Origin of the sequence: Streptomyces asiaticus, assembly GCF_018138715.1 — a bacterium.
Lineage (GTDB): Bacteria > Actinomycetota > Actinomycetes > Streptomycetales > Streptomycetaceae > Streptomyces > Streptomyces asiaticus.
This window is the reverse complement of the sequence record NZ_JAGSHX010000006.1, coordinates 2,827,496-2,852,236: the sequence shown is the minus strand read 5'-3', so window position 1 is coordinate 2,852,236 and position 24,741 is coordinate 2,827,496. Positions and strand designations below refer to the sequence as shown.

24 protein-coding genes are annotated in these 24,741 nt (G+C 70.6%); 20 read left to right on the top strand and 4 right to left on the bottom strand.

Annotated features, from left to right (window positions below; genetic code table 11):
• Positions 1-38: 38 nt before the first annotated feature.
• From KHP12_RS19715 to KHP12_RS19700, 4 genes are all read left to right on the top strand, one after another.
• Positions 39-422 carry a hypothetical protein gene (locus KHP12_RS19715; RefSeq protein WP_211833236.1) on the top strand — a complete coding sequence of 128 codons (384 nt, stop codon included), beginning with the start codon at positions 39-41 and terminating at the stop codon, positions 420-422.
• Between the two features lie 84 nt (positions 423-506).
• Positions 507-1,157: a DUF2637 domain-containing protein gene (locus tag KHP12_RS19710; RefSeq protein WP_211833235.1), complete on the top strand. Its 651-nt coding sequence runs from the start codon at positions 507-509 to the stop codon at positions 1,155-1,157.
• A 6-nt stretch (positions 1,158-1,163) separates the two neighbouring features.
• The gene (locus tag KHP12_RS19705; RefSeq protein ID WP_211833234.1) at positions 1,164-1,457 is read left to right on the top strand and encodes a hypothetical protein; all 294 of its coding nucleotides are present in this window, start codon (positions 1,164-1,166) and stop codon (positions 1,455-1,457) included.
• Positions 1,457-1,939 carry a hypothetical protein gene (locus KHP12_RS19700; protein ID WP_211833233.1) on the top strand — a complete coding sequence of 161 codons (483 nt, stop codon included), beginning with the start codon at positions 1,457-1,459 and terminating at the stop codon, positions 1,937-1,939. Before KHP12_RS19705 ends, KHP12_RS19700 begins: the two co-directional genes overlap by 1 nt.
• A 173-nt stretch (positions 1,940-2,112) precedes the next feature.
• On the opposite strand, the gene KHP12_RS52910 is transcribed toward KHP12_RS19700, so the two are convergent.
• Entirely contained in the window at positions 2,113-2,571 is a 459-nt protein-coding gene (locus KHP12_RS52910) for a hypothetical protein (RefSeq protein ID WP_308289462.1), read from the bottom strand.
• Between the two features lie 390 nt (positions 2,572-2,961).
• Between KHP12_RS52910 and KHP12_RS19690 the strand changes: the two genes are divergently transcribed.
• The 3 genes from KHP12_RS19690 (at position 2,962) to KHP12_RS19680 (ending at position 4,375) form a co-directional block, all read left to right on the top strand.
• Positions 2,962-3,411 (top strand): recombinase family protein, encoded by a 450-nt coding sequence (locus tag KHP12_RS19690; RefSeq protein ID WP_211833231.1) that lies wholly within the window; start codon positions 2,962-2,964, stop codon positions 3,409-3,411.
• Positions 3,412-3,476: 65 nt separating this feature from the next.
• On the top strand, positions 3,477-3,695 hold the full coding sequence (locus tag KHP12_RS19685) for a hypothetical protein (RefSeq protein ID WP_211833230.1): 219 nt from the start codon (positions 3,477-3,479) through the stop codon (positions 3,693-3,695).
• Positions 3,696-3,913: 218 nt separating this feature from the next.
• A complete protein-coding gene (locus tag KHP12_RS19680) occupies positions 3,914-4,375 on the top strand; it encodes a glycine-rich domain-containing protein (RefSeq protein ID WP_211833229.1) in 462 nt (153 codons plus the stop codon).
• Between the two features lie 553 nt (positions 4,376-4,928).
• Here KHP12_RS19680 and rpsT read toward each other — a convergent pair.
• Positions 4,929-5,195 carry a 30S ribosomal protein S20 gene (gene rpsT / locus KHP12_RS19675; protein WP_037946000.1) on the bottom strand — a complete coding sequence of 89 codons (267 nt, stop codon included), beginning with the start codon at positions 5,193-5,195 and terminating at the stop codon, positions 4,929-4,931.
• A 273-nt stretch (positions 5,196-5,468) separates the two neighbouring features.
• Here rpsT and lepA point away from each other — a divergent pair, with 273 nt between their 5' ends.
• The 4 genes from lepA (at position 5,469) to hemW (ending at position 13,873) form a co-directional block, all read left to right on the top strand.
• Positions 5,469-7,349, top strand: a complete 1,881-nt coding sequence (lepA, locus tag KHP12_RS19670; RefSeq protein WP_086886259.1) for a translation elongation factor 4 — start codon at positions 5,469-5,471, stop codon at positions 7,347-7,349.
• A gap of 246 nt (positions 7,350-7,595) precedes the next feature.
• Positions 7,596-9,485: an AMP-dependent synthetase/ligase gene (locus KHP12_RS19665; protein WP_211833228.1), complete on the top strand. Its 1,890-nt coding sequence runs from the start codon at positions 7,596-7,598 to the stop codon at positions 9,483-9,485.
• A gap of 236 nt (positions 9,486-9,721) precedes the next feature.
• Positions 9,722-11,773, top strand: coding sequence for a SpoIIE family protein phosphatase (locus KHP12_RS19660; protein WP_308289461.1), 2,052 nt, complete (start codon positions 9,722-9,724; stop codon positions 11,771-11,773).
• Positions 11,774-12,640: 867 nt separating this feature from the next.
• A complete protein-coding gene (hemW, locus tag KHP12_RS19655) occupies positions 12,641-13,873 on the top strand; it encodes a radical SAM family heme chaperone HemW (RefSeq protein ID WP_211833226.1) in 1,233 nt (410 codons plus the stop codon).
• A 202-nt stretch (positions 13,874-14,075) separates the two neighbouring features.
• On the opposite strand, the gene KHP12_RS19650 is transcribed toward hemW, so the two are convergent.
• Both KHP12_RS19650 and KHP12_RS19645 read right to left on the bottom strand, forming a co-directional pair.
• Positions 14,076-14,897, bottom strand: coding sequence for a DUF3097 domain-containing protein (locus KHP12_RS19650; protein WP_037946008.1), 822 nt, complete (start codon positions 14,895-14,897; stop codon positions 14,076-14,078).
• 84 nt (positions 14,898-14,981) lie between these two features.
• Positions 14,982-15,704 carry an MBL fold metallo-hydrolase gene (locus KHP12_RS19645; RefSeq protein ID WP_086884074.1) on the bottom strand — a complete coding sequence of 241 codons (723 nt, stop codon included), beginning with the start codon at positions 15,702-15,704 and terminating at the stop codon, positions 14,982-14,984.
• Positions 15,705-15,868: 164 nt separating this feature from the next.
• On the opposite strand from KHP12_RS19645, the gene hrcA reads away from it, so the two are divergent.
• The 9 genes from hrcA (at position 15,869) to KHP12_RS19600 (ending at position 24,732) form a co-directional block, all read left to right on the top strand.
• Positions 15,869-16,885, top strand: coding sequence for a heat-inducible transcriptional repressor HrcA (gene hrcA / locus KHP12_RS19640; RefSeq protein ID WP_086884076.1), 1,017 nt, complete (start codon positions 15,869-15,871; stop codon positions 16,883-16,885).
• Positions 16,886-18,019: a molecular chaperone DnaJ gene (dnaJ, locus tag KHP12_RS19635; RefSeq protein ID WP_037946013.1), complete on the top strand. Its 1,134-nt coding sequence runs from the start codon at positions 16,886-16,888 to the stop codon at positions 18,017-18,019.
• 181 nt (positions 18,020-18,200) lie between these two features.
• Positions 18,201-19,292, top strand: coding sequence for a nitronate monooxygenase (locus tag KHP12_RS19630; protein WP_086885874.1), 1,092 nt, complete (start codon positions 18,201-18,203; stop codon positions 19,290-19,292).
• Positions 19,289-20,032 carry a 16S rRNA (uracil(1498)-N(3))-methyltransferase gene (locus KHP12_RS19625; RefSeq protein WP_086885873.1) on the top strand — a complete coding sequence of 248 codons (744 nt, stop codon included), beginning with the start codon at positions 19,289-19,291 and terminating at the stop codon, positions 20,030-20,032. The genes KHP12_RS19630 and KHP12_RS19625 overlap by 4 nt, the downstream gene beginning before the upstream one ends.
• A 110-nt stretch (positions 20,033-20,142) precedes the next feature.
• On the top strand, positions 20,143-20,904 hold the full coding sequence (locus KHP12_RS19620) for a hypothetical protein (protein ID WP_211833225.1): 762 nt from the start codon (positions 20,143-20,145) through the stop codon (positions 20,902-20,904).
• A 77-nt stretch (positions 20,905-20,981) separates the two neighbouring features.
• On the top strand, positions 20,982-21,341 hold the full coding sequence (locus KHP12_RS19615; protein WP_086885872.1) for a histidine triad nucleotide-binding protein: 360 nt from the start codon (positions 20,982-20,984) through the stop codon (positions 21,339-21,341).
• 3 nt (positions 21,342-21,344) lie between these two features.
• Positions 21,345-22,265, top strand: a complete 921-nt coding sequence (locus KHP12_RS19610; protein ID WP_086885871.1) for a ribonuclease Z — start codon at positions 21,345-21,347, stop codon at positions 22,263-22,265.
• 182 nt (positions 22,266-22,447) lie between these two features.
• Entirely contained in the window at positions 22,448-23,560 is a 1,113-nt protein-coding gene (locus KHP12_RS19605) for a carbohydrate kinase family protein (RefSeq protein ID WP_210609271.1), read from the top strand.
• A 167-nt stretch (positions 23,561-23,727) separates the two neighbouring features.
• Entirely contained in the window at positions 23,728-24,732 is a 1,005-nt protein-coding gene (locus tag KHP12_RS19600) for a PhoH family protein (protein ID WP_211833224.1), read from the top strand.
• Positions 24,733-24,741: the final 9 nt, after the last annotated feature.

Here is a 24,741-nt window from a genome sequence, read left to right as displayed (position 1 = left end):
ACAGTGGAGCCACGCGAGGGACTTACGGAGGGAGTGTAATGAACGCGCTGGTGATGGACATCATTCGCGAGATCGGGACCGAGGAGTGCATCGCGAACATGGAGGCCGTAGCGGACAACAAGGGTGAGGAGTCGGCGCCTGTCGTCGAGGACGCTGCGTCGGAAATCGAGATCCTGACGCCGGAGGGTCCGGACCAGGAAGGCGACGGCTATTACGTGACCGTGCGGGACGGAGACCGTGCGGGGCTCCTCCTGGGGCCCTACGCGACGCAGGACGATGCGCTGAACAACCTCGACCGAGCCCGTTCCTTCGTCCTGGACAACGTGCCCTACAGCGTGTTCTACGCCTACGGGACGTGCCGCGTCCGTGGCTACGGCCGCAAGCTGTCGCCGGGCAGGCTGAACGAGCGGATCGGTCTCTAGCTCAACCCGGAGCCCCTGCGAAGTGAGGTCGCAGGGGCTCCCACTCACCACCTATGCACACCAACGCACACGAACTGAGGAGCCATGAGGGCGCTTAAGAGACTCGACCCCATCCTGATTCAGGCCGTCATCGCTGCCGCGCTCTCCTTCTCCCACATCCACGACATCGCCGAAGCTGCGGGCCAGACCGGATGGAAGGCATGGGCGTACCCGATCAGCGTGGATCTCCTCCTCGTCGTCGCGTGGAAGCGACTGCGGGCGAGGCGAGACGGCGCCGGGTGGTTCTGGTTCCTCGTCGCCATGGCCGCATCCTTGGGCGCCAACGTCGCGACGTCGGGCGTGATGAACTTGACGTCCCCGCCCGTGTGGCTGCGCCTCACCGTCGCGGGCTGGCCGGCGGTTGCGTTCCTCGGTGGGACGCTCCTCGTCCACGGGTCGAAGTCGACGGAGGAGGAGCCGCGCGAAGCACACACGCAGAGCCCACAGGGGGCCGTCTCAGAGCCTCCCGCACGCCCTGCGGAGGAAGAGGTCAAGGAGCCCGTGAAGGAGCCCCAGAAGGCCGTCCTCGTGTCCTACGCGGACGCCGCGGACGCGCTGGGCGTGGCGGAGGGAACGGTCCGGGGATGGGCGTTCAACGGCCACGTCCGGCGCCACCCCGGGCCGACGTCGAACACGGTCCGCGTGGACCTGGCCGAGTGCAAGACTTACCAGAGCCGTCGACTCGTCGGCGCGTGAGGAGAGATGATGATCTTCTACCCCCTGAAGTACGACGAGGACGAGGCCCGCGGCACCCTGGAGCGCGCTCTCCCGGGTGGATACATCGTCGACGGTGACGGAGGCGGTCTCGTCCTCTCGTCGGATGCGCTCGATGCCTACCGCGACGCCGTGGCTGCTCGTGTCTGCGACGAGGTGGCCCGGGACCTGGAGCAGATGGACGGCACCAACCTGGGCATGAGCCTCAATCGCACGCAGGCCGTCCGCATCGCGCGGAGCGGGCTGGAGTCGAAGGACGTCCAGCACGGGAGGAACCGGTGATGTTGCGCAAGTACGTCGTAAAGCCCGTCGACATGCCGCTCTCCCGATACGCCATTCACCGTCGTGGCGGGTTCTTCCCCGCTGACGTGGATCTCGGGGACGGCATGGGGAAGAGGTCCCACTACTTCAGGACCCTGGAGGCCGCGGAGAAGGCAGTCCGGAAACTGAACGGCGCGTCGCCCACCCCCGAGGAGCGCGCGGCCAAGCTGGAGAAGGACATCACGGAGCTCGAAACATGGCACCACGCGTGGCGCCTGGAGCACGACGAGGACTACCGGGCGCTGCACCCGGGGGAGTGGTGCACCGTGTGCGAAAACCCGATCACGCGCAATGTGGACCACTGGCGGTGCCGTACCGAGGTTGAGCGTCGCGAGCAGCGTCGACGGGCAGAGGACAATGCGGAGCGTCAGGCGGAAGCCGTCACCCCCGAGGCGCGCCGCGCGGCCACCCGTCGCATGGCGGAGTGGGGGAGGGGCGCATGATCTGCCCTCCCTGCGCCCGAGCGGCCGACGAGCGACGCCCCGACGACCACGCCCGGTGTGTCGGTGACGGGTGCACGTGCCAGCACCGGCCCGTTGGCGACCGCCAGACGAAATGAACAGACACAGCAGCCCCCGTCGGGATCATCCGGCGGGGGCTTTTTGCGTTTCCGGGGTCACTCCCAGACGCGCCGTCCACCTTCCCAGAGCGCAGACACGTGGCCGGCGAACCGGTCGTACAGTCCGTCATCGCCCATCCGATGCAGGTGGAACATCGGTGACTCATGACCGAGCAGACTCGACAGGTGCGGAGTCACCAGCATTTCGGAATCGAAGCTGAACACCGACAAGGCGATGTGCTCGTCGCTGAACCGAGCGTCGACGCCGTCAATGTGCTTCAGCTTCGACAGCGCGTCGAGCGTGATCCGGATCCGCGTACCGACGGTGAGCGGTACCCCTTCGATCTCCTCCCGACGTCGCGTCACCTCCGAGTCGGGATCTCCCACGAGGAACCGCACAGAGCACCCGGATGCCGCCTTAGCGGCCAACCGGTCGACGAGGCGGGGTTGTTCCTGCCACACGAAGTAGTTGGTGTAACCAGCAAACGTGATGCTGTGCGCCGCAGCGTCAATCAATTGCCCCCATACGGATGTAGGGCAGGCGTTTCGGTATGGATAGGCTTGGATGATCTCGCGGCTAGCCCCCGTCTTGACAACCGATCTGGCTGCCCTCGGCCACAACATGCCGTCATCTACTCCTAACGCCTTAGCGACGGCGGTCCGCGTGTCGGGGTGTGGAGCTCGACTAGGATCCTTCAGCCATCGCTCTGCGGTCTTGGTGGACACTCCCACCATACGAGCGAGGCGGCCGGGCGATACGTCCGCCTCGGCCATAGCATCTCTGAGCGCTTCGTTCAAGATTCCTCCCCCGGACGTTTAGGACACTTAGGACCATAGCGCGAAGATGTCCTAGCTGTCCCGTCCTAAGAGGTTCAAACGTCCTGTCAAGAGGGCGACAGTACGTGCATGGACAGCGACGCAACGAAGCCGACCCTCGTATTCATCTACGACCGTGAGGTCACCGAGAAGGATTCGGCGGATGATCGAATCCTCGCCTGTCGTCAGTTCGCCCGCGAACGGGGGTGGACAGTCGCGGGGCAGTGGGTGGACCGCGGGTCCAACGCTGTTGACCTTCGGCGTACGTTCTGGACAGGTATGGTCGCCGCGATGGAGCACGAGGGACAGGGGCGGCGGTTCGTCTGTCTCGTCGCCAACTGGGACCGGATCGCGTTCGACGAGGCGGCTCGCAATACGTTGCGGCAGACGGTTAGCCATGTCGGCGGGGCGTGTGTTGCCGTTAGCGACGAGCGCGCCGCGAACAGCTCCCAAGGCGCGACGTTGCGCCACATCCGGGCGAGCGGGACGCAGATCGGACCCGGGACGACGCTGATTCGCCATGATGGGGCGACGTCGTGACGTGGTACCCCAGCAGGGATGACGACCACTTGTCACGGCGAGAGTCGATCACGAGTGCTGCGACCTTGACGCCCCACGAGAAGGCTGCCCTGACCTTCGAGGACCGGGGGCGCGCAGCCATCAGGGCATCGTCGCGGTACCTGGCTGACCCGTCGACGTCGCTCGAAGACGCGCGAGCGGCAATCAAGCTGCTCCAGCTCGCACTCTCCGACGTGATCATGGTCGCAGAGGACCGGCAGCGACGCTTGGCGCAGCTTCAGGAGGCCGTGAGCCATCCCGCCTGATGACCCCTGCCTGTCGGGCGCTGGAAAGTCAGGCAGGCAGGAAGCGGTCCGGGAGTGCTTTGGTCGGCTCCTCCCTGGCCGTGGTCCCCGCTTCGAGTCCCGGTGACGTGCGACGAGACGAGGGGCGGGGGCCGCACACAGCCTCACCCCGGCCGGATGGTTGGAGGCCAGTGGCCGGGGCGAGGGCAGCGCACCACTCACAGAGAAGAGGCACGCGTATGAGCAACGGTACAGCTCTGCTCGTCAACGACGAGCGGGCCGGCGTGGTCAAAACCGTCATGGACAGCAACCCGGACATGGCGGAGGACATGGCGGGGCGGATCGTTGACGAGGCGACGAAGTTCGTGGTCGCGGCCTCGTGCTCGACGGGGCTCAATCTGACTCCGTCGCGCGTCGTGGACGAGGGCTGGCACGCCCTGATCCTGCACACCCACCTGTACCACCGTCTGTGTGAGCGGCGGGGCGGCTACGTCCACCACTCGCCCGGGTACAACCCGAGGAACTACGACGCGTCGATTCTGGAGCGCACGAAGACGCGGATCGCGGAACTGGGATTCGACGTCGACGCCGAGCTGTGGGGCCCTCCCGGTTCGGATCCGGTCGTCGTGGCGGCCAAGTGCCAGCACACGGAGGAGTGCGCGATCATGCCGATGCCTCCGGACCCCGGCCCCACGGAGTGATGAACGCTCCCCGGAACGGCAATCGAGCCCCGCTGATGGCCGTACTCTCGCCCCAGGAGGTTCGACATGCCCCGTACCTGGACTGACCCGCGGTACCTCACCCTCGTGACCACGCTTCGCGCGCTCCGGGAATGCACCGGGCGACCCATCCGGGGGTTCGTCGTCCCCAAGCCTGGCACCAGCCGGACGGCGGACGACAGGAAGTAGCTCAACAACCCAACAACGGCCCCGTTCGTGCGCTCACCCCCGTGGCGCCGGGCGGGGCTTCTTCGTGCCTGGCTGTAGCCACCCGGACACAGCAAAGCGCCCCCGGCGAACCAGGGGCGCTCACGCAGTGTGGCGAACAGTGCGCGATGTGGCTACGGTCCGCGCCGACTATGCGTAGCACGTTGGCCCAGATGGCGAACGCAGGCCGCGTGCGGCGCGGTGCCGCTGAAGGGGCTGGAGAGGCTCTCGACTGCCGGTTGGAGCGGGTGAGAGGGACCGCTGTGCCCAAACCGGCTGGAGACCATCCCCGGAAGGCGTCAGCCTTCGAGGTCAGCCCCGGAAGGCGTCAGCCCTGGAGGCTGGAGACCTGCTGGGCGAGCGCCGACTTCTTGTTGGCGGCGTTGTTCTTGTGCAGAACGCCCTTGCTGACGGCCTTGTCGAGCTTGCGCGCGGCGATGCGGATGGCTTCGGTGGCCTTCTCGGCGTCACCGGCGGCCACGGCCTCGCGGGTACGGCGGATGGCGGTCTTCAGCTCGGACTTGACCGCCTTGTTGCGCAGGCGCGCCTTCTCGTTCGTCTTGTTCCGCTTGATCTGGGACTTGATGTTCGCCACGTAAAAGCCTTCGCAGGTTCGTTGGGTTTCACTTGCTTCGTGGTGCGTCCGTGCCCATAGGGGCGTCAGAGGCGTCCGTGAAGACATCCATGGCGTCCCCCGTGGAGATGTCCTTGGAGATCTCCGTGAAAGAGGGGGCACGAGACACAGTCGGCCAGGTTACCAGCAGGGTCCATGGCGTCCCAAACCCGGAAGAGGTCGCCATTCATGGGACCATGGACGGGACTGACCCATACCGATAACACCGAGTCCCGCCTAGACACAGGACCCTGCGTGCCCGCGACCCCTACCAATGTGCCGGAGCCGAGCCGTACCGACCCGGCTCTGATCCGTAACTTCTGCATCATCGCGCACATCGACCACGGCAAGTCGACGCTCGCCGACCGCATGCTCCAGCTGACCGGTGTGGTCGAGCAACGGCAGATGCGCGCGCAGTACCTCGACCGCATGGACATCGAGCGCGAGCGCGGCATCACGATCAAGTCCCAGGCGGTCCGGCTGCCCTGGGCGCCGACGAAGGACGAGGGCGGCGAGCCCGCCACCCACATCCTCAACATGATCGACACCCCCGGCCATGTGGACTTCACCTATGAGGTCTCGCGCTCCCTCGCCGCGTGCGAGGGGTGCATCCTGCTGGTGGACGCGGCCCAGGGCATCGAGGCTCAGACCCTCGCCAACCTCTATCTGGCGATGGAGCACGAGCTCACGATCATCCCGGTCCTCAACAAGATCGACCTGCCCGCCGCGCAGCCCGAGAAGTACGCCGCCGAGCTGGCCCATCTCATCGGCTGCGACCCCGCCGACGTGCTGAAGGTCTCCGCCAAGACCGGTGAGGGCGTGGCCGAGCTGCTGGACCGGGTCGTCCAGCTGGTGCCCGCCCCGGTGGGCGTCCACGACGCCCCCGCCCGCGCGATGATCTTCGACTCCGTCTATGACGCCTACCGGGGCGTCGTGACCTATGTGAAGGTCGTCGACGGCACGCTCAGCAAGCGCGAGCGGATCAGGATGATGTCCACCGGCGCCGCCCATGAGCTGCTGGAGATCGGCACCAACTCGCCGGAGATGACCCCCGCCGACGGACTGTCCGTGGGCGAGGTGGGCTATCTGATCACCGGTGTGAAGGATGTCCGCCAGTCCAAGGTCGGTGACACGATCACCCAGGTCAGCGGCGGTGCCCAGGAGCCGCTGGGCGGCTACAAGGACCCCAAGCCGATGGTGTTCTCGGGGCTGTATCCGCTGGACGGCTCGGACTACCCCGAGCTGCGCGAGGCCCTGGACAAGCTCCAGCTCAACGATGCCGCGCTGGTCTATGAGCCGGAGACCTCGGCCGCGCTCGGCTTCGGCTTCCGCGTCGGCTTCCTCGGGCTGCTGCACCTGGAGGTCATCCGTGAGCGCCTGGAGCGCGAATTCAATCTCGACCTGATCGCCACCGCACCGAATGTGGTCTATCGGGTGGAGATGGAGGACGGCACCGAGCACACGGTGACCAACCCCAGCGAGTTCCCGGTGGGCAAGATCGACACGGTGCACGAGCCGGTCGTACGGGGCACCATCCTCGCCCCGAGCGAGTTCATCGGCGCGATCATGGAGCTGTGCCAGAACCGCCGCGGGGTGCTGCTCGGCATGGACTACCTCTCCGAGGACCGGGTCGAGATCCGCTACACCCTGCCGCTCGCCGAGGTCGTCTTCGACTTCTTCGACCAGCTGAAGTCCAAGACCCGCGGTTATGCCTCGCTCGACTACGAGCCCACCGGTGAGCAGACCTCCGAGCTGGTCAAGGTCGACATCCTGCTGCACGGCGACAAGGTGGACGCGTTCTCGGCGATCACCCACAAGGACAAGGCGTACGCGTACGGTGTCCGGCTGGTCGCCAAGCTGCGCGAGCTCATCCCGCGGCAGAACTTCGAGGTGCCCATCCAGGCGGCCATCGGCTCCCGGGTGATCGCCCGTGAGACGGTCCGTGCCATCCGTAAGGACGTCCTCGCCAAGTGCTACGGCGGTGACATCTCCCGTAAGCGGAAGCTGCTGGAGAAGCAGAAGGAAGGCAAGAAGCGGATGAAGATGGTCGGCAGCGTGGAGGTGCCCCAGGATGCCTTCATCGCGGTGCTGTCCTCCGACTCCGACGGCGGTAAGGACTCCAAGGCCAAGAAGTAGATCAAGGCGAAGAAGCGGATATCGCCCACCGGGACGGGAGGAACCGCCCGCCGGGGACAGCGTGGTCAGCGGGCCTGGCGTGATGGATGCGCCGGGCCCGCCGCCTTCCGGGGCTTCTCTTGGGCATCTCGTGAGAACAACGTGACCCGGCCCCCTTACGCCGTACGGATTCGGCCCCTACCCTGATCACCTACTCGAAGGTTACTCGCGAGTCACCAAGCAATGATGCGGGCCCCGGAGGATGCCGTGACCGACACACAGAACTTGCTCGAGAACCGGCCGCCGTCCCTGGCGACGCACTTCCTCCAGCGAGTCGAGGCGACACCGGACAAGGAGGCCTACCGCTATCCGGTGCCTCCTGCCTCGGGCACGGGCCCCGATGAGTGGCGGCCGCTGACCTGGCGGGAAAGCGCGGATCGGGTCTTCGCCATCGCCGCCGGGCTGATCGATCTGGGCATCCGCCCCGAGGAGCGGGTGGCGCTGGCCTCCTCGACCCGGGTGGAGTGGATCCTGGCCGACCTCGGCGTGCTGTGTGCGGGCGCGGCCACCACCACGGTCTACCCGACCACCAACGCCGACGAGACCTCCTTCATCCTCTCCGACTCCGGCAGCCGGGTGCTGATCGCCGAGGACGCGGCGCAGCTCGCCAAGGTGCGGGCGCAGCGCGAGGAACTCCCCGAGCTGGCCCATGTGGTGGTGATCCAGGCCGACGACGCGGTCCCCGCCGCGGACGACCCCGAGGGCTGGGTGCTCTCGCTCACCGAGCTGGAGAAGCGGGGCGCGGCCCTGCTGGAAGGGCAGCCGGACGCCGTACGGGAGCGGATGGACGCCCTGCGCAGCGATCAGCTGGCGACGCTCATCTACACCTCCGGTACCACCGGGCGCCCCAAGGGCGTACGCCTGGCGCATGACTCCTGGTCTTACATGGCCATTGTGATCGGCAATCAGGACGGACTGCTCTTCCCCGACGATGTGCAGTACCTGTGGCTGCCGCTCGCGCATGTCTTCGGCAAGGTGCTGACGGCGGGGCAGATCTACGTCGGCCACACCACGGCGGTGGACGGCCGGGTCGACAAGATCATCGACAATCTGCCGGTGGTCCGGCCGACCTATATGTGTGCCGTGCCGCGGATCTTCGAGAAGGTCTACAACGGGGTGGCCCAGCGGGCGCGCGAGGGCGGGTCGGCCCAGTACAAGGTCTTCCAGTGGGCGGCCGAGGTCGCCCGGGACTACGCCAGGGTCTCTCAGGACAACTTCCGCCGCACCGGCACCGCCTCCGTGCCCTTCGGCCTCCGGGCCCAGCACGCGGTGGCCGACAAGCTGGTCTACGGCAAGCTGCGCGAGGCGTTCGGCGGCCGGCTGCGGGCCGCGGTGTCCGGCTCCGCCGCGCTCGCGCCCGACATCGGCTACTTCTTCGCGGGCGCCGGAATCAACATCCTGGAGGGCTACGGTCTGACCGAGTCCAGCGCCGCCAGCTTCCTCAACCCGGCGGACTACCGCACCGGCACGGTCGGCAAGGCGTTCCCCGGCCTGGAGGTGCGGTTCGCCGATGACGGCGAGGTGCTGCTGCGCGGCCCCGGCATCATGCAGGGCTACCACGGGCTGCCGGACCTGACCGCGCAGGTGCTGGAATCCGACGGCTGGTTCCACACCGGGGACATCGGCGAGCTGTCCCCCGACGGCTATCTGCGGATCACCGACCGCAAGAAGGACCTGATCAAGACCTCGGGCGGCAAGTATGTGGCCCCGGCGGAGATCGAGGGCCAGTTCAAGGCGGTGTGCCCGTTCGTCTCCAACATCCTGGTGCACGGCGCCGACCGCAATTACTGCACCGCGCTGATCGCTCTCGACGAGCCCACGATCATGAAGTGGGCGGGCGACCACGGCCTCGGCGGCAAGACCTACGCGGAGGTCGTGGACACCGATGAGGTGCGGGAGCTGATCGGCGGCCATGTGCAGCGGCTCAACGACGGGTTGCAGCGCTGGCAGACGATCAAGAAGTTCCGGCTGCTGCCCCGCGATCTGGACGTGGAGCACGGGGAGTTGACGCCCAGCCTGAAGCTCAAGCGCCCGGTCGTCGAGCGTGAGTACAAGGACCTGATCGAGGACATGTACGCGGGCGCGCGAGAGGTTTAACGGGCAAGGATACGACCCCCCACCGGATTTCGGGTTGACCGGCCCGCCGGACACATGAATTTTCCCCTTATCGCGGTTCACTTGCGTAACCCGGTGCATATGAGGGCGGTCCGTCTGTCACTCTGTCCGTGCCGGATACGGTTACGGATACGGCGTTATGACGGAGCTTCTTCAGGAGCCGCACAGTGGGGACGTCATCTTCTGCCACTTCTGGTGGGTCGGTTGAGGGCGGTGGGGTGGTTCTACCGGTCGGGGGTGGGGTCGGCCCCGTCCGTACCAGCGCATCGGCACGCGTCAGCCTGCCCTGTAGTCCGCTCGCGGCCTCGGCCGCGCGCCGGTTCGTCCGCGCCGCCCTCGCCGACTGGGCCGCGCTCGAGGTCCCGGCCGCCGACCGGGTCACCGACCAGGTGGCGGACGAGGCCGTACTGCTGGTGAGCGAGCTGGTCACCAACGCGGTGGTGCACGCCGGCACCGCCGTCGAGGTGAGCTGTGCGCTGGATGTGTCGGACCGCGAGGGCGAGCCGCCGTCCCTGGTGGTGGAGGTGACCGATCACCATCCCACCCGGGTGGTGCGCGGCGATCCGCCGGGTGCGGACGAGCCGCCGGAGTACGCCGGGGGCCATGGGCTCCGGCTGGTGGCCGAGGTCGCCGAGTCCTGGGGGACGACCTATCGGCGGGCGACCAAGTCGGTGTGGTTCCAGATGGCGGTGGCGCCCACGGGCCCGGCCGCCGCGGGCGGCATGGGCTCGGCCTTCATGGACGCCGCGGCCGCCGTGGACACCATGGATGCCGTGGACGCGGCGAACGCGACCGTGGCCGGGCCGGACGGCGGCTTCGGGCCGGGGGTCGTCCCTGAGGGTCTGGGGCCCGTCGGTGACGACCGTAAGGAGGCCGTCGAGGCCGTCGAGATCGTCGCGCCCTGGCAGGGCCTCGTCCCGGTCCGCCGCGACCCCGAGTGGATCCAGCGCGGCGCGCTCTCCTTCCTCGCCGAGGCGTCCGATCTGCTGGCCGGGCAGTTCGACGAGGACATGGTCACCTCGCTCGCCGGACAGCTGCTGGTGCCCCGGCTCGCCGACTGGTGCGCGATCTGGCTCGACTCCACCAGCGGTCCGCCGCGTCTTGCCCGGGTCTGGCACGCCAGCGAGGGGCGCATCGAGGGCCTGCGGCAGGTGCTGGAGAAGGAGCCGCCCCATGTGCCCACCGCCGTCCGCGGCGGCGCCGTGGAGTGGCCCTGGCCGGCCGACCCCGCCGCGTACGGGCCCGGTGGCGCGGCCCTCGCGTGCCGGCTGGTGGCGGGCGGCCGCGCGCTCGGCACGCTGCTGCTGGGGCGGGCCGGGCTGGTGCGGATGCCGGCCGAAGTGGTCGGCCTGATCGAGGACTTCGCCCGCCGCGTCGCCCTGGCGCTCGCCTCCGCCCGCCGCTACACCCGCCAGGCGACCATCAGCCGGGTGCTCCAGCGCGGGCTGCTGCCGTCTGTGATCCCGCGGATCCCCGGGGTCGAGTCCGCGGTGGTGTACGAGCCGACCGGCGAGATCTCGGCCGGGGGCGACTTCTACGACGTCTTCCCGGCCGGTGACGGCCGCTGGTGCTTCGTCCTGGGCGACGTCTGCGGAAACGGCCCGGAGGCGGCCGTGGTGACCGGCCTCGTCCGGCCCTGGCTGCGGCTGCTCGCCCGCGAGGGGTACGGCGTGGGAGAGGTCCTGGACCGGCTCAACCAGCTGCTGGGCGAGGAGGCGGTGGAGCAGGCCGTCGAGGGCGCCGCGGAGGCCGTGGTGGCCGGTGTGGAGGCCGTGAGAGGCCCCGCCGGGGTCGTGGAGCTGGTGGACGGCGGCCTGGTCGGCGGCGCGGGGCTGTCGGCGGGCGGCGGGGTCGCGCGGTTCCTGTCGCTGCTGTACGGGGAGCTGGAGCCGCTGGGCGACGGCCTGGGGGCGCGCTGCACGCTGGCCAGCGCGGGGCATCCGCTGCCGCTCGTGCTGCGGCCGGACGGCGAGGTGCAGACGGTGGCGGCGCCGCAGATATTGCTGGGCGTTGTGGACGATGTGTCGTACGAGAGTGAATCGTTCGATCTGGCGCCCGGGGAAACGCTGCTCTGTGTGACGGACGGGGTGACGGAGCACCGATCGGGCGACCGGCAGTTCGACGACGAGGACGGCCTGGCGGCGACGTTCGCGCTGTGCGCGGGGCTCAGCGCGCGGCAGGTCGCGGAGCGGGTGCGCCGGGCGGTGGACGAGTTCGCGGCGGATCCGCCGGACGACGATTTGGCGATGCTGGTCCTGAAGGTGCTCTAGGGCGCGTCCGGTGCTCTAGGGGCGTCCGGCGGGTGGTGACGCCTGCGGCGGGCTGTTCCCCTCCCCGCCCCTTCCCACAACCGGGGCTCCGCCCCTGGACCCCGGTCCGGGGGTTCCGCCTCAGATCCTGGTCCGCGGGCTCCGCCCCCAGACCCGGTCCGGGGGCTCCGCGCCCAGATTCTGGGCCGGGGGCTCCGTGTCCAGGTCCTGGGCCGGGGGCTCCGCGCCCAGACCCCAGACCCGGGGCTCCGTGTCCAGGTCCCGGACCCCGGGGCTTCGCGCTCAGGTCCCGGGCCGGGTGCTCTGCGCTCAGGTCCCGGATCGGGTGCTCTGCGCTCAGGCCCCGGACCGGGGGCTTCGCGCTCAGGTCCCGGACCCCGGGGCTTCGCGCTCAGGTCCCGGGCCGGGTGCTCTGCGCTCAGGTCCCGGATCGGGTGCTCTGCGCTCAGGCCTCGGACCGGGGGCTCCGGGCCCAGGCCCCAGACCCGGGGCTCCGCGTCCAGATCCCGGGCCCCGGGGCTCCGCGCCCAGACCTCGGACCGGGGGCTCTGCGCTCAGGCCCCGGACCGGGGGCTCCGGGCCCAGACCCCAGACCCGGGGCTCCGCCCCCAGACCTCGGGCCCGGGGCTCCGCCCCTTCCCGCGGCATCGATGTGCGGCTCCGCCGCGTGGTGGGGTTCCGCCCCCGGGCGCCGGGGTCCAGGGGCGGAGCCCCTGGTATCGGGAAGGGGCGGGGAGGGGAAAGCACCGCTACGCGGAGCCCCGCGTGGTTCGCCGGACGCCCCGTGGGCCCGGACGCCACGGCCCCCGGCGTCCGGGCGCCGTCTCGCGGTCCCGAGTGGCGGCGGGCGTGCCGGACAATGGGGGCATGCCTTCCGTACTGCCTGATGGTGAGCCCATGCCCGAGGACGGCGCACTGCCCGCGACCGCTTTGGCGGGGGCGGAGCGGCGGCCGCTGGGGTTCTATCTGCATGTGCCGTACTGCGCCACCCGCTGCGGCTACTGCGACTTCAACACCTACACCGCCAGTGAGCTGCGCGGCTCCGGCGGTGTGCTCGCCTCGCGGGACAACTACGCCGAGCAGGTCGTCGAGGAGGTGCGGCTGGCGCGGAAGGTGCTGGGGGACGACCCGCGGGCCGTGGAGACCGTGTTCGTCGGCGGCGGAACCCCGACCCTGCTCGCGGCGGCGGACCTCGGGCGGATGCTGGGGGCGATCCGGGATGAGTTCGGGCTGGCCGAGGGGGCCGAGGTCACGACCGAGGCCAATCCGGAGTCGGTCGATCCGCGGTATCTGGCGGAGCTGCGGGATGCGGGCTTCAACCGGATCTCCTTCGGCATGCAGAGCGCCCGGCAGCACGTCCTGAAGGTGCTGGACCGTACGCACACCCCGGGGCGGCCCGAGGCGTGTGTGGCCGAGGCGCGGGCGGCCGGATTCGGCCATGTGAACCTGGACCTGATCTACGGGACGCCGGGGGAGAGCGACGCGGACTGGCGCGCCTCACTCGAGGCGGCCCTCGGGGCGGGCCCGGACCATGTGTCGGCGTATGCGCTGATCGTGGAGGAGGGCACCCAGCTGGCGCGGCGGATCCGGCGCGGCGAGGTGCCGATGACCGACGACGATGTGCACGCGGACCGCTATCTGATCGCCGAAGAGACCCTGTCGGCCGCCGGGTTCGCCTGGTACGAGGTCTCCAACTGGGCCACCTCGCCCGCCGGGCGCTGCCGCCACAACGAGCTGTACTGGCGCGGCGCCGACTGGTGGGGCGCGGGCCCCGGCGCGCACAGCCATGTGGGCGGCGTGCGGTGGTGGAACGTGAAGCACCCCGGGGCGTACGCACAGGCCCTGGGCGAGGGCCGGTCGCCCGGCGCGGGCCGGGAGCTGCTGTCCGCCGAGGAGCGCCGGGTGGAGCGGATCCTGCTGGAGCTGCGGCTGGCCGAGGGCTGCCCGCTGGAGCTGCTGCGCCCGGCCGGGGCGGCGGCCGCGGCACGGGCCCTGGAGGACGGCCTGCTGGAGCCGGAGCCGTACGGGCGCGGGCAGGCCGTGCTCACGCTCCGGGGGCGGCTGCTGGCGGACGCGGTGGTGCGGGACCTGGTGGACTGAGGCGGGGCGGGGCCGTCAGCCCGTACGGGAGCCCTTACGGCGGCCGTCAGCCCGTACGACGGCCACTTGGCCCGTACGGAGGCCATTAGCCCGTACGGGAGCCATAGGGCCGTACGGAGGCCGTCAAGCCCTGTACGGAGACCGTCAGCCCGTACGGAGACCGTCAGCCCGTACGGAGACCGTCAGCCCCTCACGGAGGCCGTCAGCCCCGTGGGGCCGTCACGAAGTCGATCAGCTCCTCCACCCGCCCCAGGAGCTCCGGCTGGAGGTCCTTGTAGGAGTGGACCGAGGACAGGATCCGCTGCCAGGCGGCCCCGGTGTTCTCCGGCCAGCCCAGGGCGCGGCAGACACCCTTCTTCCAGTCCTGGCCGTGCGGCACCGTCGGCCAGGCCGGGATGGAGAGGGAGGACGGCTTCACGGCCTCCCAGATGTCGATGTAGGGGTGGCCGAGGACCAGCACATGCTCGCCGGTGACCTGCGCGGCGATACGGGACTCCTTGGAGCCCGTCACCAGATGGTCGACGAGGACGCCGAGCCGGGCGTCCGGGCCGGGGGCGAAGTCGTCGACGATGGCGGGCAGGTCGTCGACGCCCTCCAGGTACTCCACGACGACACCCTCGATGCGCAGATCGTCGCCCCAGACCCGCTCGACCAGCTCCGCGTCATGGCGCCCCTCGACATAGATGCGCCCCGCGCGGGCGACCCTCGCACGGGCTCCCGGCACGGCGATCGACCCCGAGGCCGTGCGCCGCGGCGCGCTGGGGGCCGCCGCACGCGGGCGGACGAGCGTGACGACACGCCCCTCGAGCAGAAAACCGCGCGGCTCCATGGGGAAGACGCGATGTTTGCCGAAGCGGTCCTCCAGAGTGACCGTCGGACCCTGGGCGGTCTTCTCACAGCGGATCACGGCACCACAGAATCCGGTGGTGACCTCCTCTACGACGAGGTCCGGTTCGGCGGGGACCTCGGGAGCGGGCCGCTGCCGCTTCCAGGGCGGGGTCAGGTCCGGGTCGTACTGTCGCATCCGGATGACGATAGCGCGCGACGGCCACCCGCTCCCGCAGACGCGCAACCGGGCGAACGACTAGGCGAACGCCTAGAGCGACGGCTAGCCGGACACGCCGAAGCGGGCGGCCAGTTCGTCGCGTTGGGCCCGTACGAACGCGGCGTCCACCACGGAGCCGTGCCCCGGGACGTACCGCGCGTCCGCGCCGCCGAGGGCGAGCAGCCGGTCGAGGGCGGCGGGCCAGTGGCCGGGGATCGCGTCGGGCCCGGCCTGGGGCGTCCCGGACTCCTCCACCAGATCGCCGCAGAAGACCACCTCGGGCCGGCCGGGCACCAGGACGGCCAGGTCATGGGCGGTGTGGCCCGGCCCCACATTGGCCAGCAGCGCCGTACGGCCGCCGAGGTCGAGGCTGAGCTCCCCGCAGACCAGGTGGTGCGGGGAGGCCAGATGGTCCACTGCCTCGGTGGCGGCGTCCCGGTCCACCCCGTGGCGGATCGCGTCCTCGCGCAGCGTCTCCCGCTCACGGCGCAGCAGCTCGTCCAGGCCCGTGGCTCCGTAGACCTCGCAGCCCGCGAAGGCGGCCGAGCCCAGGACATGGTCGAAGTGCGGATGGGTGAGCGCGATCCGGGTGGGGCGGCGGCCGGTCAGCCGGGTGATCCCGGAGCGCAGTTCGGCCCCGGCGCGCAGGGTCGCGCCGGTGTCCACGACGAGGATGTCGGTCCGTCCGACGACCACGCCGACCGTCTCGTCCCACTCCGGCATCCGACGGCGGGCCACACCGGGCGCGAGCCGCTCCCAGCCCGCCTCTTCCCAACACGTCTCCATACCGCGACGCTAGCTCAATGGGGATGGGGGAGAGTTGCTGCCGACGGCGGCTCTTGCCCATGCCACCGCACCCCGCCGTACACTGGCGGAGGGGCTCTGGCACTCGTGCCCGGTGAGTGCCAGACGGACGACCTGATGAGACCGCTGGACTGGAGGTGCGCGGGGTGCTCAGCGAACGCAGACTCGAGGTGCTGCGTGCCATTGTCCAGGACTATGTGGGGACGGAGGAGCCGGTCGGCTCCAAGGCGCTCACCGAGCGGCACCGGCTGGGGGTCTCCCCGGCCACGGTGCGTAACGACATGGCCGCTCTGGAGGACGAGGGGTTCATCGCCCAGCCGCATACGAGCGCCGGGCGGATCCCCACGGACAAGGGCTATCGCCTCTTCGTGGACAAGCTGGCCGGAGTCAAGCCGCTGTCCAGCCCGGAGCGGCGGGCCATTCAGAACTTCCTGGACGGTGCGGTCGACCTCGACGACGTGGTGGGGCGCACGGTCCGGCTGCTGGCGCAGCTGACCCGGCAGGTGGCGGTGGTGCAGTATCCGTCGCTGACCCGTTCGACGGTGCGCCATGTGGAGCTGCTCCCGCTGGCCCCGGCCCGGGTGATGCTGGTGCTGATCACCGACACCGGGCGGGTGGAGCAGCGCATGGTCGACTGCCCCACCCCGGTCACCGAGGATTCGCTCGCCGATCTGCGCGCCCGGCTCAACAGCCGGGTCGTGGGGCGGCGTTTCGCGGATGTGCCGCAGTTGGTGCAGGATCTTCCGGAGTCCTTCGAACAGGAGGACCGGGGGACCGTCTCGATCGTGCTGTCGACCTTGCTCGAGACGCTCGTGGAGGAGACCGAGGAGCGGCTGATGATCGGCGGCACCGCGAACCTCACGCGTTTCGTGCATGATTTCCCCCTGACGATCCGGCCCGTTCTGGAGGCACTCGAGGAGCAGGTCGTCCTCCTCAAGCTGCTGGGCGAGGCCAAGGACTCGGGTATGACCGTGCGGATCGGGCATGAGAATGCTCACGAGGGGCTGACTGCCACCTCGGTCGTCGCGGTCGGCTACGGTTCCGGCGACGAGGCGGTCGCCAAACTCGGCGTGGTCGGACCGACCCGCATGGACTACCCCGGAACGATGGGAGCGGTACGCGCAGTGGCACGTTACGTCGGACAGATCCTGGCGGAGTCGTAAGTGGCGACGGACTACTACGCAGTCCTGGGCGTGCCTCGTGATGCCTCGCAGGACCAGATCAAGAAGGCATTCCGGCGGCTCGCCCGAGAGCTGCATCCGGACGTGAACCCGGATCCGAAGACCCAGGAGCGGTTCAAGGAGATCAACGCCGCTTATGAGGTCTTGTCGGACCCGCAGAAGAAGCAGGTCTACGACCTGGGTGGGGACCCGAACGCCGGGCCGGGCGGCGGTGGCGCCGGCGGCTTCGGCGCGGGTTTCGGCAACTTCTCCGACATCATGGACGCGTTCTTCGGCACCGCCTCGCAGCGCGGTCCGCGTTCCAGGACCCGGCGCGGTCAGGACGCGATGATCCGGCTGGACGTGGAGCTCAGCGAGGCCGCGTTCGGGACCACCAAGGACATCCAGGTCGACACCGCGGTCGTCTGCACGACGTGCAGCGGCGAGGGCGCGGCGCCGGGCACCTCGGCGCAGACCTGTGACATGTGCCGTGGCCGCGGTGAGGTCTCCCAGGTGACGCGGTCCTTCCTGGGCCAGGTCATGACCTCGCGGCCGTGCCCGCAGTGCCAGGGCTTCGGCACCGTGGTGCCGACCCCGTGCCCGGAGTGCGCGGGCGACGGCCGGATCCGCTCGCGGCGCACCCTTACGGTGAAGATCCCCGCCGGTGTGGACAACGGCACCAGGATCCAGCTGGCCGGTGAGGGCGAGGTCGGACCGGGCGGCGGCCCGGCGGGCGACCTGTACGTGGAGATCCACGAGGTGCCGCACCCCGTCTTCCAGCGGCGCGGCGACGACATGCACTGCACGGTGACGATCCCGATGACCGCGGCGGCCCTCGGCACCAAGGTGCCGCTGGAGACGCTGGACGGCCTGGAGGAGATCGACATCCGACCCGGCACCCAGTCCGGCCAGTCGGTCCCGCTGCACCAGCGCGGCGTCACCCATCTGCGCGGCGGCGGCCGGGGCGACCTGATCGTGCACGTCGAGGTGACCACCCCGACCAAGCTCGACCCGGAGCAGGAGGAGCTGCTGCGGCGGCTGTCCAAGCTGCGCGGCGAGGAGCGCCCGACCGGCGAGTTCAAGCCGGGGCAGCAGGGGCTGTTCTCGCGGCTGAAGGACGCGTTCAACGGACGGTAGGCGCTTCGGCCGGGGGTACGGGGGTTGGCCCCCGGGGGAGTGCGGCAAGCCGGGGCAGCAGGGGCTGTTCTCGCGGCTGAAGGACGCGTTCAACGGACGGTAGGCGTTCCGGCCGGGAATCGGCTCGCGACGCCCTTGATCCGGTGGTGAGCTGGTGCGGAGGGCATGACACGATGTGGCCATGTCCTCCGCGCTGACCGATCTTTACCGGTACCCGATCGTGCAGGCGCCGATGGCGGGTGGAGCCTCCTGCCCGCAGCTCGCCGCCACTGTCTCCGAGGCCGGTGGCCTCGGTTTCCTCGCCGCCGGCTACAAGACGCCGGAGGCGATGTATGAGGAGATCAAACAGCTGCGGGGGCTGACCGGCCGGCCCTTCGGCATGAATCTGTTCATGCCGCAGCCGCCCAACCCCGACCCGGCCGCCGTCGCGGCCTACGGCGAGCGGCTCGCGGGTGAGGCGGCCTGGTACGAGACCCCGCTGGGCGACCCGGAGTCGGGCTCGGACGACGCGTACGACGCCAAGCTCGCCGTGCTTCTCGACAACCCCGTTCCGGTCGTCTCGTTCACCTTCGGCTGCCCGACCCGCGCCGTCCTCGACGCCCTCGCCAAGGTCGGCACCCGTACGGTCGTCACCGTGACCTCGCCCGTCGAGGCGCAGACCGCCCAGTGGGCGGGCGCCGACGCCGTCTGTGTGCAGGGTGTGGAGGCCGGCGGTCACCAGGGCACGTACAGCAATGACCCGGCCGCGGACGGGATGGGTGTCGGGCTCGGGCTGCTGTCGCTGATCACGCTGGTCCGTGAGTACGTCCAGATCCCGATCATCGCGGCGGGCGGGATCATGCGCGGTTCGCAGATCGCCGCCGCGCTGTCCGCGGGCGCGGTCGCGGCCCAGCTGGGGACCGCGTTCCTGGTGTGCCCCGAGTCCGGGGCGAACGCCCTGCACAAGCAGGCGATGACGGATCCGCTGTTCGGCCGCACCGAGCTGACCCGCGCCTTCTCCGGGCGCCCGGCCCGGGGCCTGGTCAACCGCTTCATGCGCGAGCACGCCCCGTACGCGCCCGCCGCCTACCCCCAGCTGCACCACATGACCTCCGGCCTCCGTAAGGCGGCCGCCAAGGCGGGTGACCCCCAGGGGATGGCGCTGTGGGCCGGGCAGGGCCACCGGCTGGCGCGTGATCTGCCCGCCGCGCGGCTGGTGGAGACGCTCGCGGTGGAACTCGACGCGGCTCGGGCCGCGTTGGGCCTTCAGCCCCAGTGGGGTGCGGTGTCGTGACCGCCCCGGTGTTCGTGGCCGACTCCCTGGCGGGCGCGGCCGCGGGGGCCCGGGTCCGGCTGGAGGGTCCGGAGGGACGCCACGCGGTGTCCGTAAGGCGGCTGCGCGTCGGTGAGCCGGTCGTGCTGACGGACGGCCACGGTACGGGCGTCCAGGGCACCGTGGCGGCCGTGGAGGGCAAGGACCGGCTGGAGGTCGCGGTGGACGAGGTGCGCCGGGAGGCGGCCCCGGACCCGAGGATCACCGTCGTCCAGGCGCTGCCCAAGGGCGACCGGGGCGAACTGGCGGTGGAGACCATGACGGAGACCGGCGTGGACGCCGTCGTGCCGTGGTCGGCCGCCCGCTGTATCACCCAGTGGAAGGGCGAGCGCGGCCTCAAGGCGCTCGGCAAGTGGCGGTCGACCGCGCGCGAGGCGGGCAAGCAGTCCCGTCGGCTGACCTTCCCCGAGGTCACGGACGCGATGACGACCCGGCAGGTAACCCGGCTGCTCGCCGAGGCCCGATTCGCCGCCGTGCTCCACGAGGAGGGCGGCGAGCCGCTCGCGACGGCCCAACTGCCCACGAGTGGCGAGATCGTACTGGTCGTCGGGCCCGAAGGAGGCGTGTCCCCGGAGGAGTTGGCGGCCTTCGCCGAGGCGGGCGCGCTGCCGTACCGGCTGGGCCCGAGCGTGCTGCGCACCTCCACGGCCGGAACGGCGGCCGCCGCGCTGCTGCTCGGCCGCACCGGCCGCTGGGGCTGAGGGCCCCTCCGGAGCGGGGTGAGAGCCCCCCGGGGCCCCTCCCCGGGTACGTCCGCACCTGGCCGAGGACGGCCTTCCGGTTCGCGTCGGCCGATGGGAACCTATCCCCTATGGGGGTATTGAGCCAGGCAAGGCAGGCACGACGGGCACGGTGGGCACGGCGGGCACGAGGGGGACGGACGCTCTTCGCCGTCGCGGCGGTCGGCGCGGCGGTGGTCGCGGTGACGGCATGTGAGCCCACGGGCGGCGGCATCAGCTCCGTGACGATCGCGATCACCACGGACCAGGTCGCCACCGAGGCGCTGGAGCGGGGCGGTGTCGGCGTCCGCTGGATGAGCTGCAACGCCGAGTTCCGGCACGGCCGTACGGCGGGTGCCGCTTCGCCCTCGCAGAGCGAGCGGGCCGGGGAGACCGACGCACGGGTGGACTGCCACGGCAGGACCGACAACGACAAGGACGTCAGGATCAGGGGCCGGGTCACCTACGTCCGGGAGGACCACTGCGTCCGGGGCGACTTGACCGGCCAGGTGGACGGCCGGAAGGTCTTCGAGGCGAATGTGATCGGGGAGTGCCAGGGCGGCGGTTCGGACACCGAGAGCCCCCGGCCGACCCGGAGTCGCCCCTGGGAGCACCGGACCACGGAGGCCCCCGAGCCGACCCGTAGCCACCCTTGGGAGCACCGGACGACCGAGGCCCCGGAGCCGACCCGTAGCCACCCTTGGGAGCACCGGACCACGGAGGCCCCCGAGCCGACCCGCAGCCACCCCTGGGAGCATCCGACCACCGAGGGCGGCACCGGCCAGGTCGGTGCCGCCGACAGCGCCGGTGAGGACGGTAAGGGCGGCACCGGAGGCGGCGGCCGGAGCGAATAACCCGCGATCGCTTCCGTCGGCAGGCCCTCCCGGTACCATCCGGACCGTACGTGCCGACGATCCTTGAGGAGCCACCGGTGGCGGGAGAACCGCAGGCCGACTGCCTGTTCTGCAAGATTGTGTCGGGGGAGGTGCCGGCCACCGTCGTCCGCGAGACGGACACCACCGTCGCATTCCGCGACATAAACCCCCAGGCGCCCACGCACATCCTGGTGATCCCCAAGGTGCACCACCCGGACGCGGCCGCACTCGCGGCGGCCGAACCGCAGGTCACCGCGGATGTGCTGCGTGAGGCGGGTGCGGTCGCCGCGGATGAGAAGCTCGTCGAGACGGGCTACCGCGTGGTGTTCAACACCGGCTCCGGCGCCGGTCAGACCGTCTTCCACGCGCACGCCCACGTCCTGGGCGGCCGCGGGCTCAACTGGCCCCCCGGATAACCCTTGTCCGCGCGGGAACTGATCGTCCTCGGCACCGCCAGCCAGGTGCCGACCCGGCACCGCAACCACAACGGCTATCTGCTGCGCTGGGACGGCGAGGGCCTGCTGTTCGACCCCGGCGAGGGCACCCAGCGCCAGATGCTGAGGGCCGGGGTCGCCGCCCATGACATCGACCGGATCTGTGTCACCCACTTCCACGGGGACCACTCCCTGGGCCTGGCCGGGGTGATCCAGCGGATCAACCTGGACCGGGTGCCGCACCGGGTGACCGCCCACTACCCGGCGAGCGGACAGCGGTTCTTCGAGCGGCTGCGCTACGCGACCGCCTACCGCGAGACGGTCGCGCTGACCGAGGAGCCGGTCGCCGGTGACGGCGCGCTGCTGGCCCGCACCCCCGCGTACACGCTGGAGGCCGTCCGGCTCTCGCACCCCGTCGAGTCCTACGGCTATCGCCTGATCGAACCCGACGGCCGCAGGATGCTGCCCGAGCGGCTCGCCGCGCTGGGCGTCCGCGGCCCGGACATCGGCCGGCTCCAGCGGGATCGGGTGCTGGAGACCGAGGGGCGCACGGTGGCGATCGAGGAGGTCAGCGAGGTGCGCCGGGGGCAGCGCTTCGCGTTCATCATGGACACCCGGCTGTGCGACGGCGCCGACGCGCTGGCGCAGGGGTGCGATCTGCTGGTCATCGAGTCGACCTTCCTGGACGAGGACGAGGCCCTGGCCGTCGAGTACGGGCATCTGACCGCCGGGCAGGCCGCCCGGCTCGCCGCCGGGGCGGGGGTGCGGCATCTGGTGCTGACGCACTTCTCGCAGCGCTACGGCGACCCCTCCGAGTTCGAGCGCCAGGCGCGGGACGCGGGGTTCGAAGGGGAGCTCACGGTCGCCCAGGACCTGATGACGGTGGCGCTGCCCAAACGGCGCTGAGGGCGCCCGGGCGGGGGCGTGGGGGCCGACGGACCGCCGCGCCCCGGCGAGGGCGCCCGGGGCCGGGGACCGCCGAGGGTGACGGTGGGCCGGATCCCGGCCCGTTGTCGGTGCCATCGTGCACACTGGCCGCACCCGCATCAGACGGCGGCGGGCGGACCGGCAAGACCTGGGAGAGCGCGGTGACGACACACGAGGGCGACAAGCTCACGGCGGGCTACCACCTGCTCGACCCGCTCGCGGATGTGCGCCGCCCCGGCGACGCGGACTGCGACGTCTATCTCACCGGCACGGTCTTCCTGGACATCATCTTCACCGGTCTGGACAGCGCCCCCGTCCGCGGCACCGAGTCCTGGGCCCGCGGCATGGGGTCGAGCCCCGGCGGCGTCGCCAATATGGCCACCGCCCTGGCCCGGCTCGGCCTGCGCACCTCGCTCGCCGCCGCCTTCGGCGACGACCACTACGGGGACTACTGCCGGGACGCCCTGGACCACGGCGAGGGCATCGATCTGTCGCTCTCCCGCACGATCCCCGGCTGGCACTCCCCGGTGACCGTCTCCATGGCCTACGAGGGCGAGCGGACCATGGTCTCCCACGGCCATGAGGCCCCGCCGCCCGAGGCGCCCGCGCCCAGCTGCCCGCCCCCGGCCCGCGCCGCCGTGGCCTCCCTGGTGCCCGGCGGCGGCCAGGAGTGGGTCGCCGAGGCCGCCCGCCGCGGCAGCAGGATCTTCGCGGACGTCGGCTGGGACGACACCGGCCGCTGGGACCCGGCCGACCTCGCCGAGCTGGAGCACTGCGAGGCGTTCCTGCCCAACGCCGAGGAGGCGATGCGCTACACCCGCACCGACTGCCCGCGCGCCGCCGCCCGTGCCCTGTCCGACCTGGTGCCGCTGGCCGTCGTCACGCTCGGCTCCGAGGGGGCGTACGCGGTCGACAGCCGCACCGGCGAGACCGCCGAGGTGCCCGCGATCTCCGTGGAGGCCCTGGACCCGACCGGGGCCGGGGATGTGTTCGTCGCAGGTTTCGTCACCGGCACGCTCGCCGGGTGGCCGCTCGCCGACCGGCTGGCCTTCGCCGGGCTGACCGCCGCGCTGTCGGTGCAGGAGTTCGGCGGCTCGCTGTCGGCGCCCGGCTGGGTCGAGATCGCCGCCTGGTGGCAGCACGCCCGCGCCTACGACGACCAGCCCGCCCGCGCCCTGCGCCGCTACGCCTTCCTCGACCGGCTGCTCCCGGCCGCCGCCCGCCCCTGGCCGCTGCGCCGGGCCGTGCCGACGATCGGTTTCCGCAAGGCGTAGCGCGGGCCGCGTGCCGGGCGTGGCGGGCCCCAGGTGAGCGGGCCGATGAGCGGATAGGAGTAAAAGGGCTCGGGTGTTGTCGGTGCTCCGTCGTACCCTGGAACCCAAGGTTGTCGAGCGGCGAGAACCCTGTATCGGGAGGTAGAAGCAGGCCAGAGAGCCGGCCCATGACGCAACCAACCACAGCACCGCAGGCGCGTGCGCAGTTCACGGTCCCGAGCAAGCACCCCATGGTCATGGTTCTGGGATCCGGTGACGCGCTGCTCCGTGTGATCGAGAACGCGTTCCCGGCGACTGATATTCATGTACGGGGCAACGAAGTCAGCGCCACCGGGGATCCGAAGGAAGTAGCCCTGGTCCAGCGTCTGTTCGATGAGATGATGCTGGTGCTCCGCACCGGTCAACCGATGACGGAGGATGCGGTGGAGCGCTCGATCTCCATGCTGCGCGCGGCTGAGAACGGCGGAAGCGAGGTGCAGGAGACGCCCGCCGAGGTGCTCACCCAGAACATCCTCTCCAACCGCGGCCGCACCATCCGCCCCAAGACGCTCAACCAGAAGCGCTATGTCGACGCCATCGACAAGCACACGGTCGTCTTCGGCATCGGCCCCGCGGGCACCGGCAAGACCTATCTCGCCATGGCCAAGGCGGTCCAGGCGCTGCAATCCAAGCAGGTCAACCGGATCATCCTCACCCGGCCCGCGGTCGAGGCGGGGGAGCGGCTCGGCTTCCTGCCCGGCACCCTCTACGAGAAGATCGACCCGTATCTGCGGCCGCTCTACGACGCGCTGCACGACATGCTCGACCCCGACTCCATCCCGCGCCTGATGGCCGCGGGCACGATCGAGGTCGCGCCGCTGGCGTACATGCGTGGCCGTACGCTCAATGACGCGTTCATCATCCTCGACGAGGCACAGAACACGAACCCCGAGCAGATGAAGATGTTCCTCACCCGGCTCGGCTTCGACTCCAAGATAGTGATCACGGGCGACATCACCCAGATCGACCTCCCCGGCGGGACCAAGAGCGGTCTGCGCCAGGTGCGGGAGATCCTGGACGGCGTCGATGATGTTCACTTCTCCATGCTCACCAGCACCGACGTGGTCCGTCACAAGCTGGTCGGCCGGATCGTCGACGCATACGACCAGTACGACAGCCGCAACGGAAAGTAACCGCGAACC

Bases quoted from the DNA above. Each gene is read 5' to 3' on its own strand.
- KHP12_RS19715 (WP_211833236.1), top strand. From the start codon at position 39: ATGAACGCGCTGGTGATGGACATCATTCGCGAGATCGGGACCGAGGAG.
- KHP12_RS19710 (WP_211833235.1), top strand. From the start codon at position 507: ATGAGGGCGCTTAAGAGACTCGACCCCATCCTGATTCAGGCCGTCATC.
- KHP12_RS19705 (WP_211833234.1), top strand. From the start codon at position 1,164: ATGATGATCTTCTACCCCCTGAAGTACGACGAGGACGAGGCCCGCGGC.
- KHP12_RS19700 (WP_211833233.1), top strand. From the start codon at position 1,457: ATGTTGCGCAAGTACGTCGTAAAGCCCGTCGACATGCCGCTCTCCCGA.
- KHP12_RS19690 (WP_211833231.1), top strand. From the start codon at position 2,962: ATGGACAGCGACGCAACGAAGCCGACCCTCGTATTCATCTACGACCGT.
- KHP12_RS19680 (WP_211833229.1), top strand. From the start codon at position 3,914: ATGAGCAACGGTACAGCTCTGCTCGTCAACGACGAGCGGGCCGGCGTG.
- hemW (WP_211833226.1), top strand. From the start codon at position 12,641: ATGCCTTCCGTACTGCCTGATGGTGAGCCCATGCCCGAGGACGGCGCA.
- KHP12_RS19650 (WP_037946008.1), bottom strand. From the start codon at position 14,897: ATGCGACAGTACGACCCGGACCTGACCCCGCCCTGGAAGCGGCAGCGG.
- KHP12_RS19645 (WP_086884074.1), bottom strand. From the start codon at position 15,704: ATGGAGACGTGTTGGGAAGAGGCGGGCTGGGAGCGGCTCGCGCCCGGT.
- KHP12_RS19630 (WP_086885874.1), top strand. From the start codon at position 18,201: ATGTCCTCCGCGCTGACCGATCTTTACCGGTACCCGATCGTGCAGGCG.
- KHP12_RS19620 (WP_211833225.1), top strand. From the start codon at position 20,143: ATGGGGGTATTGAGCCAGGCAAGGCAGGCACGACGGGCACGGTGGGCA.
- KHP12_RS19600 (WP_211833224.1), top strand. From the start codon at position 23,728: ATGACGCAACCAACCACAGCACCGCAGGCGCGTGCGCAGTTCACGGTC.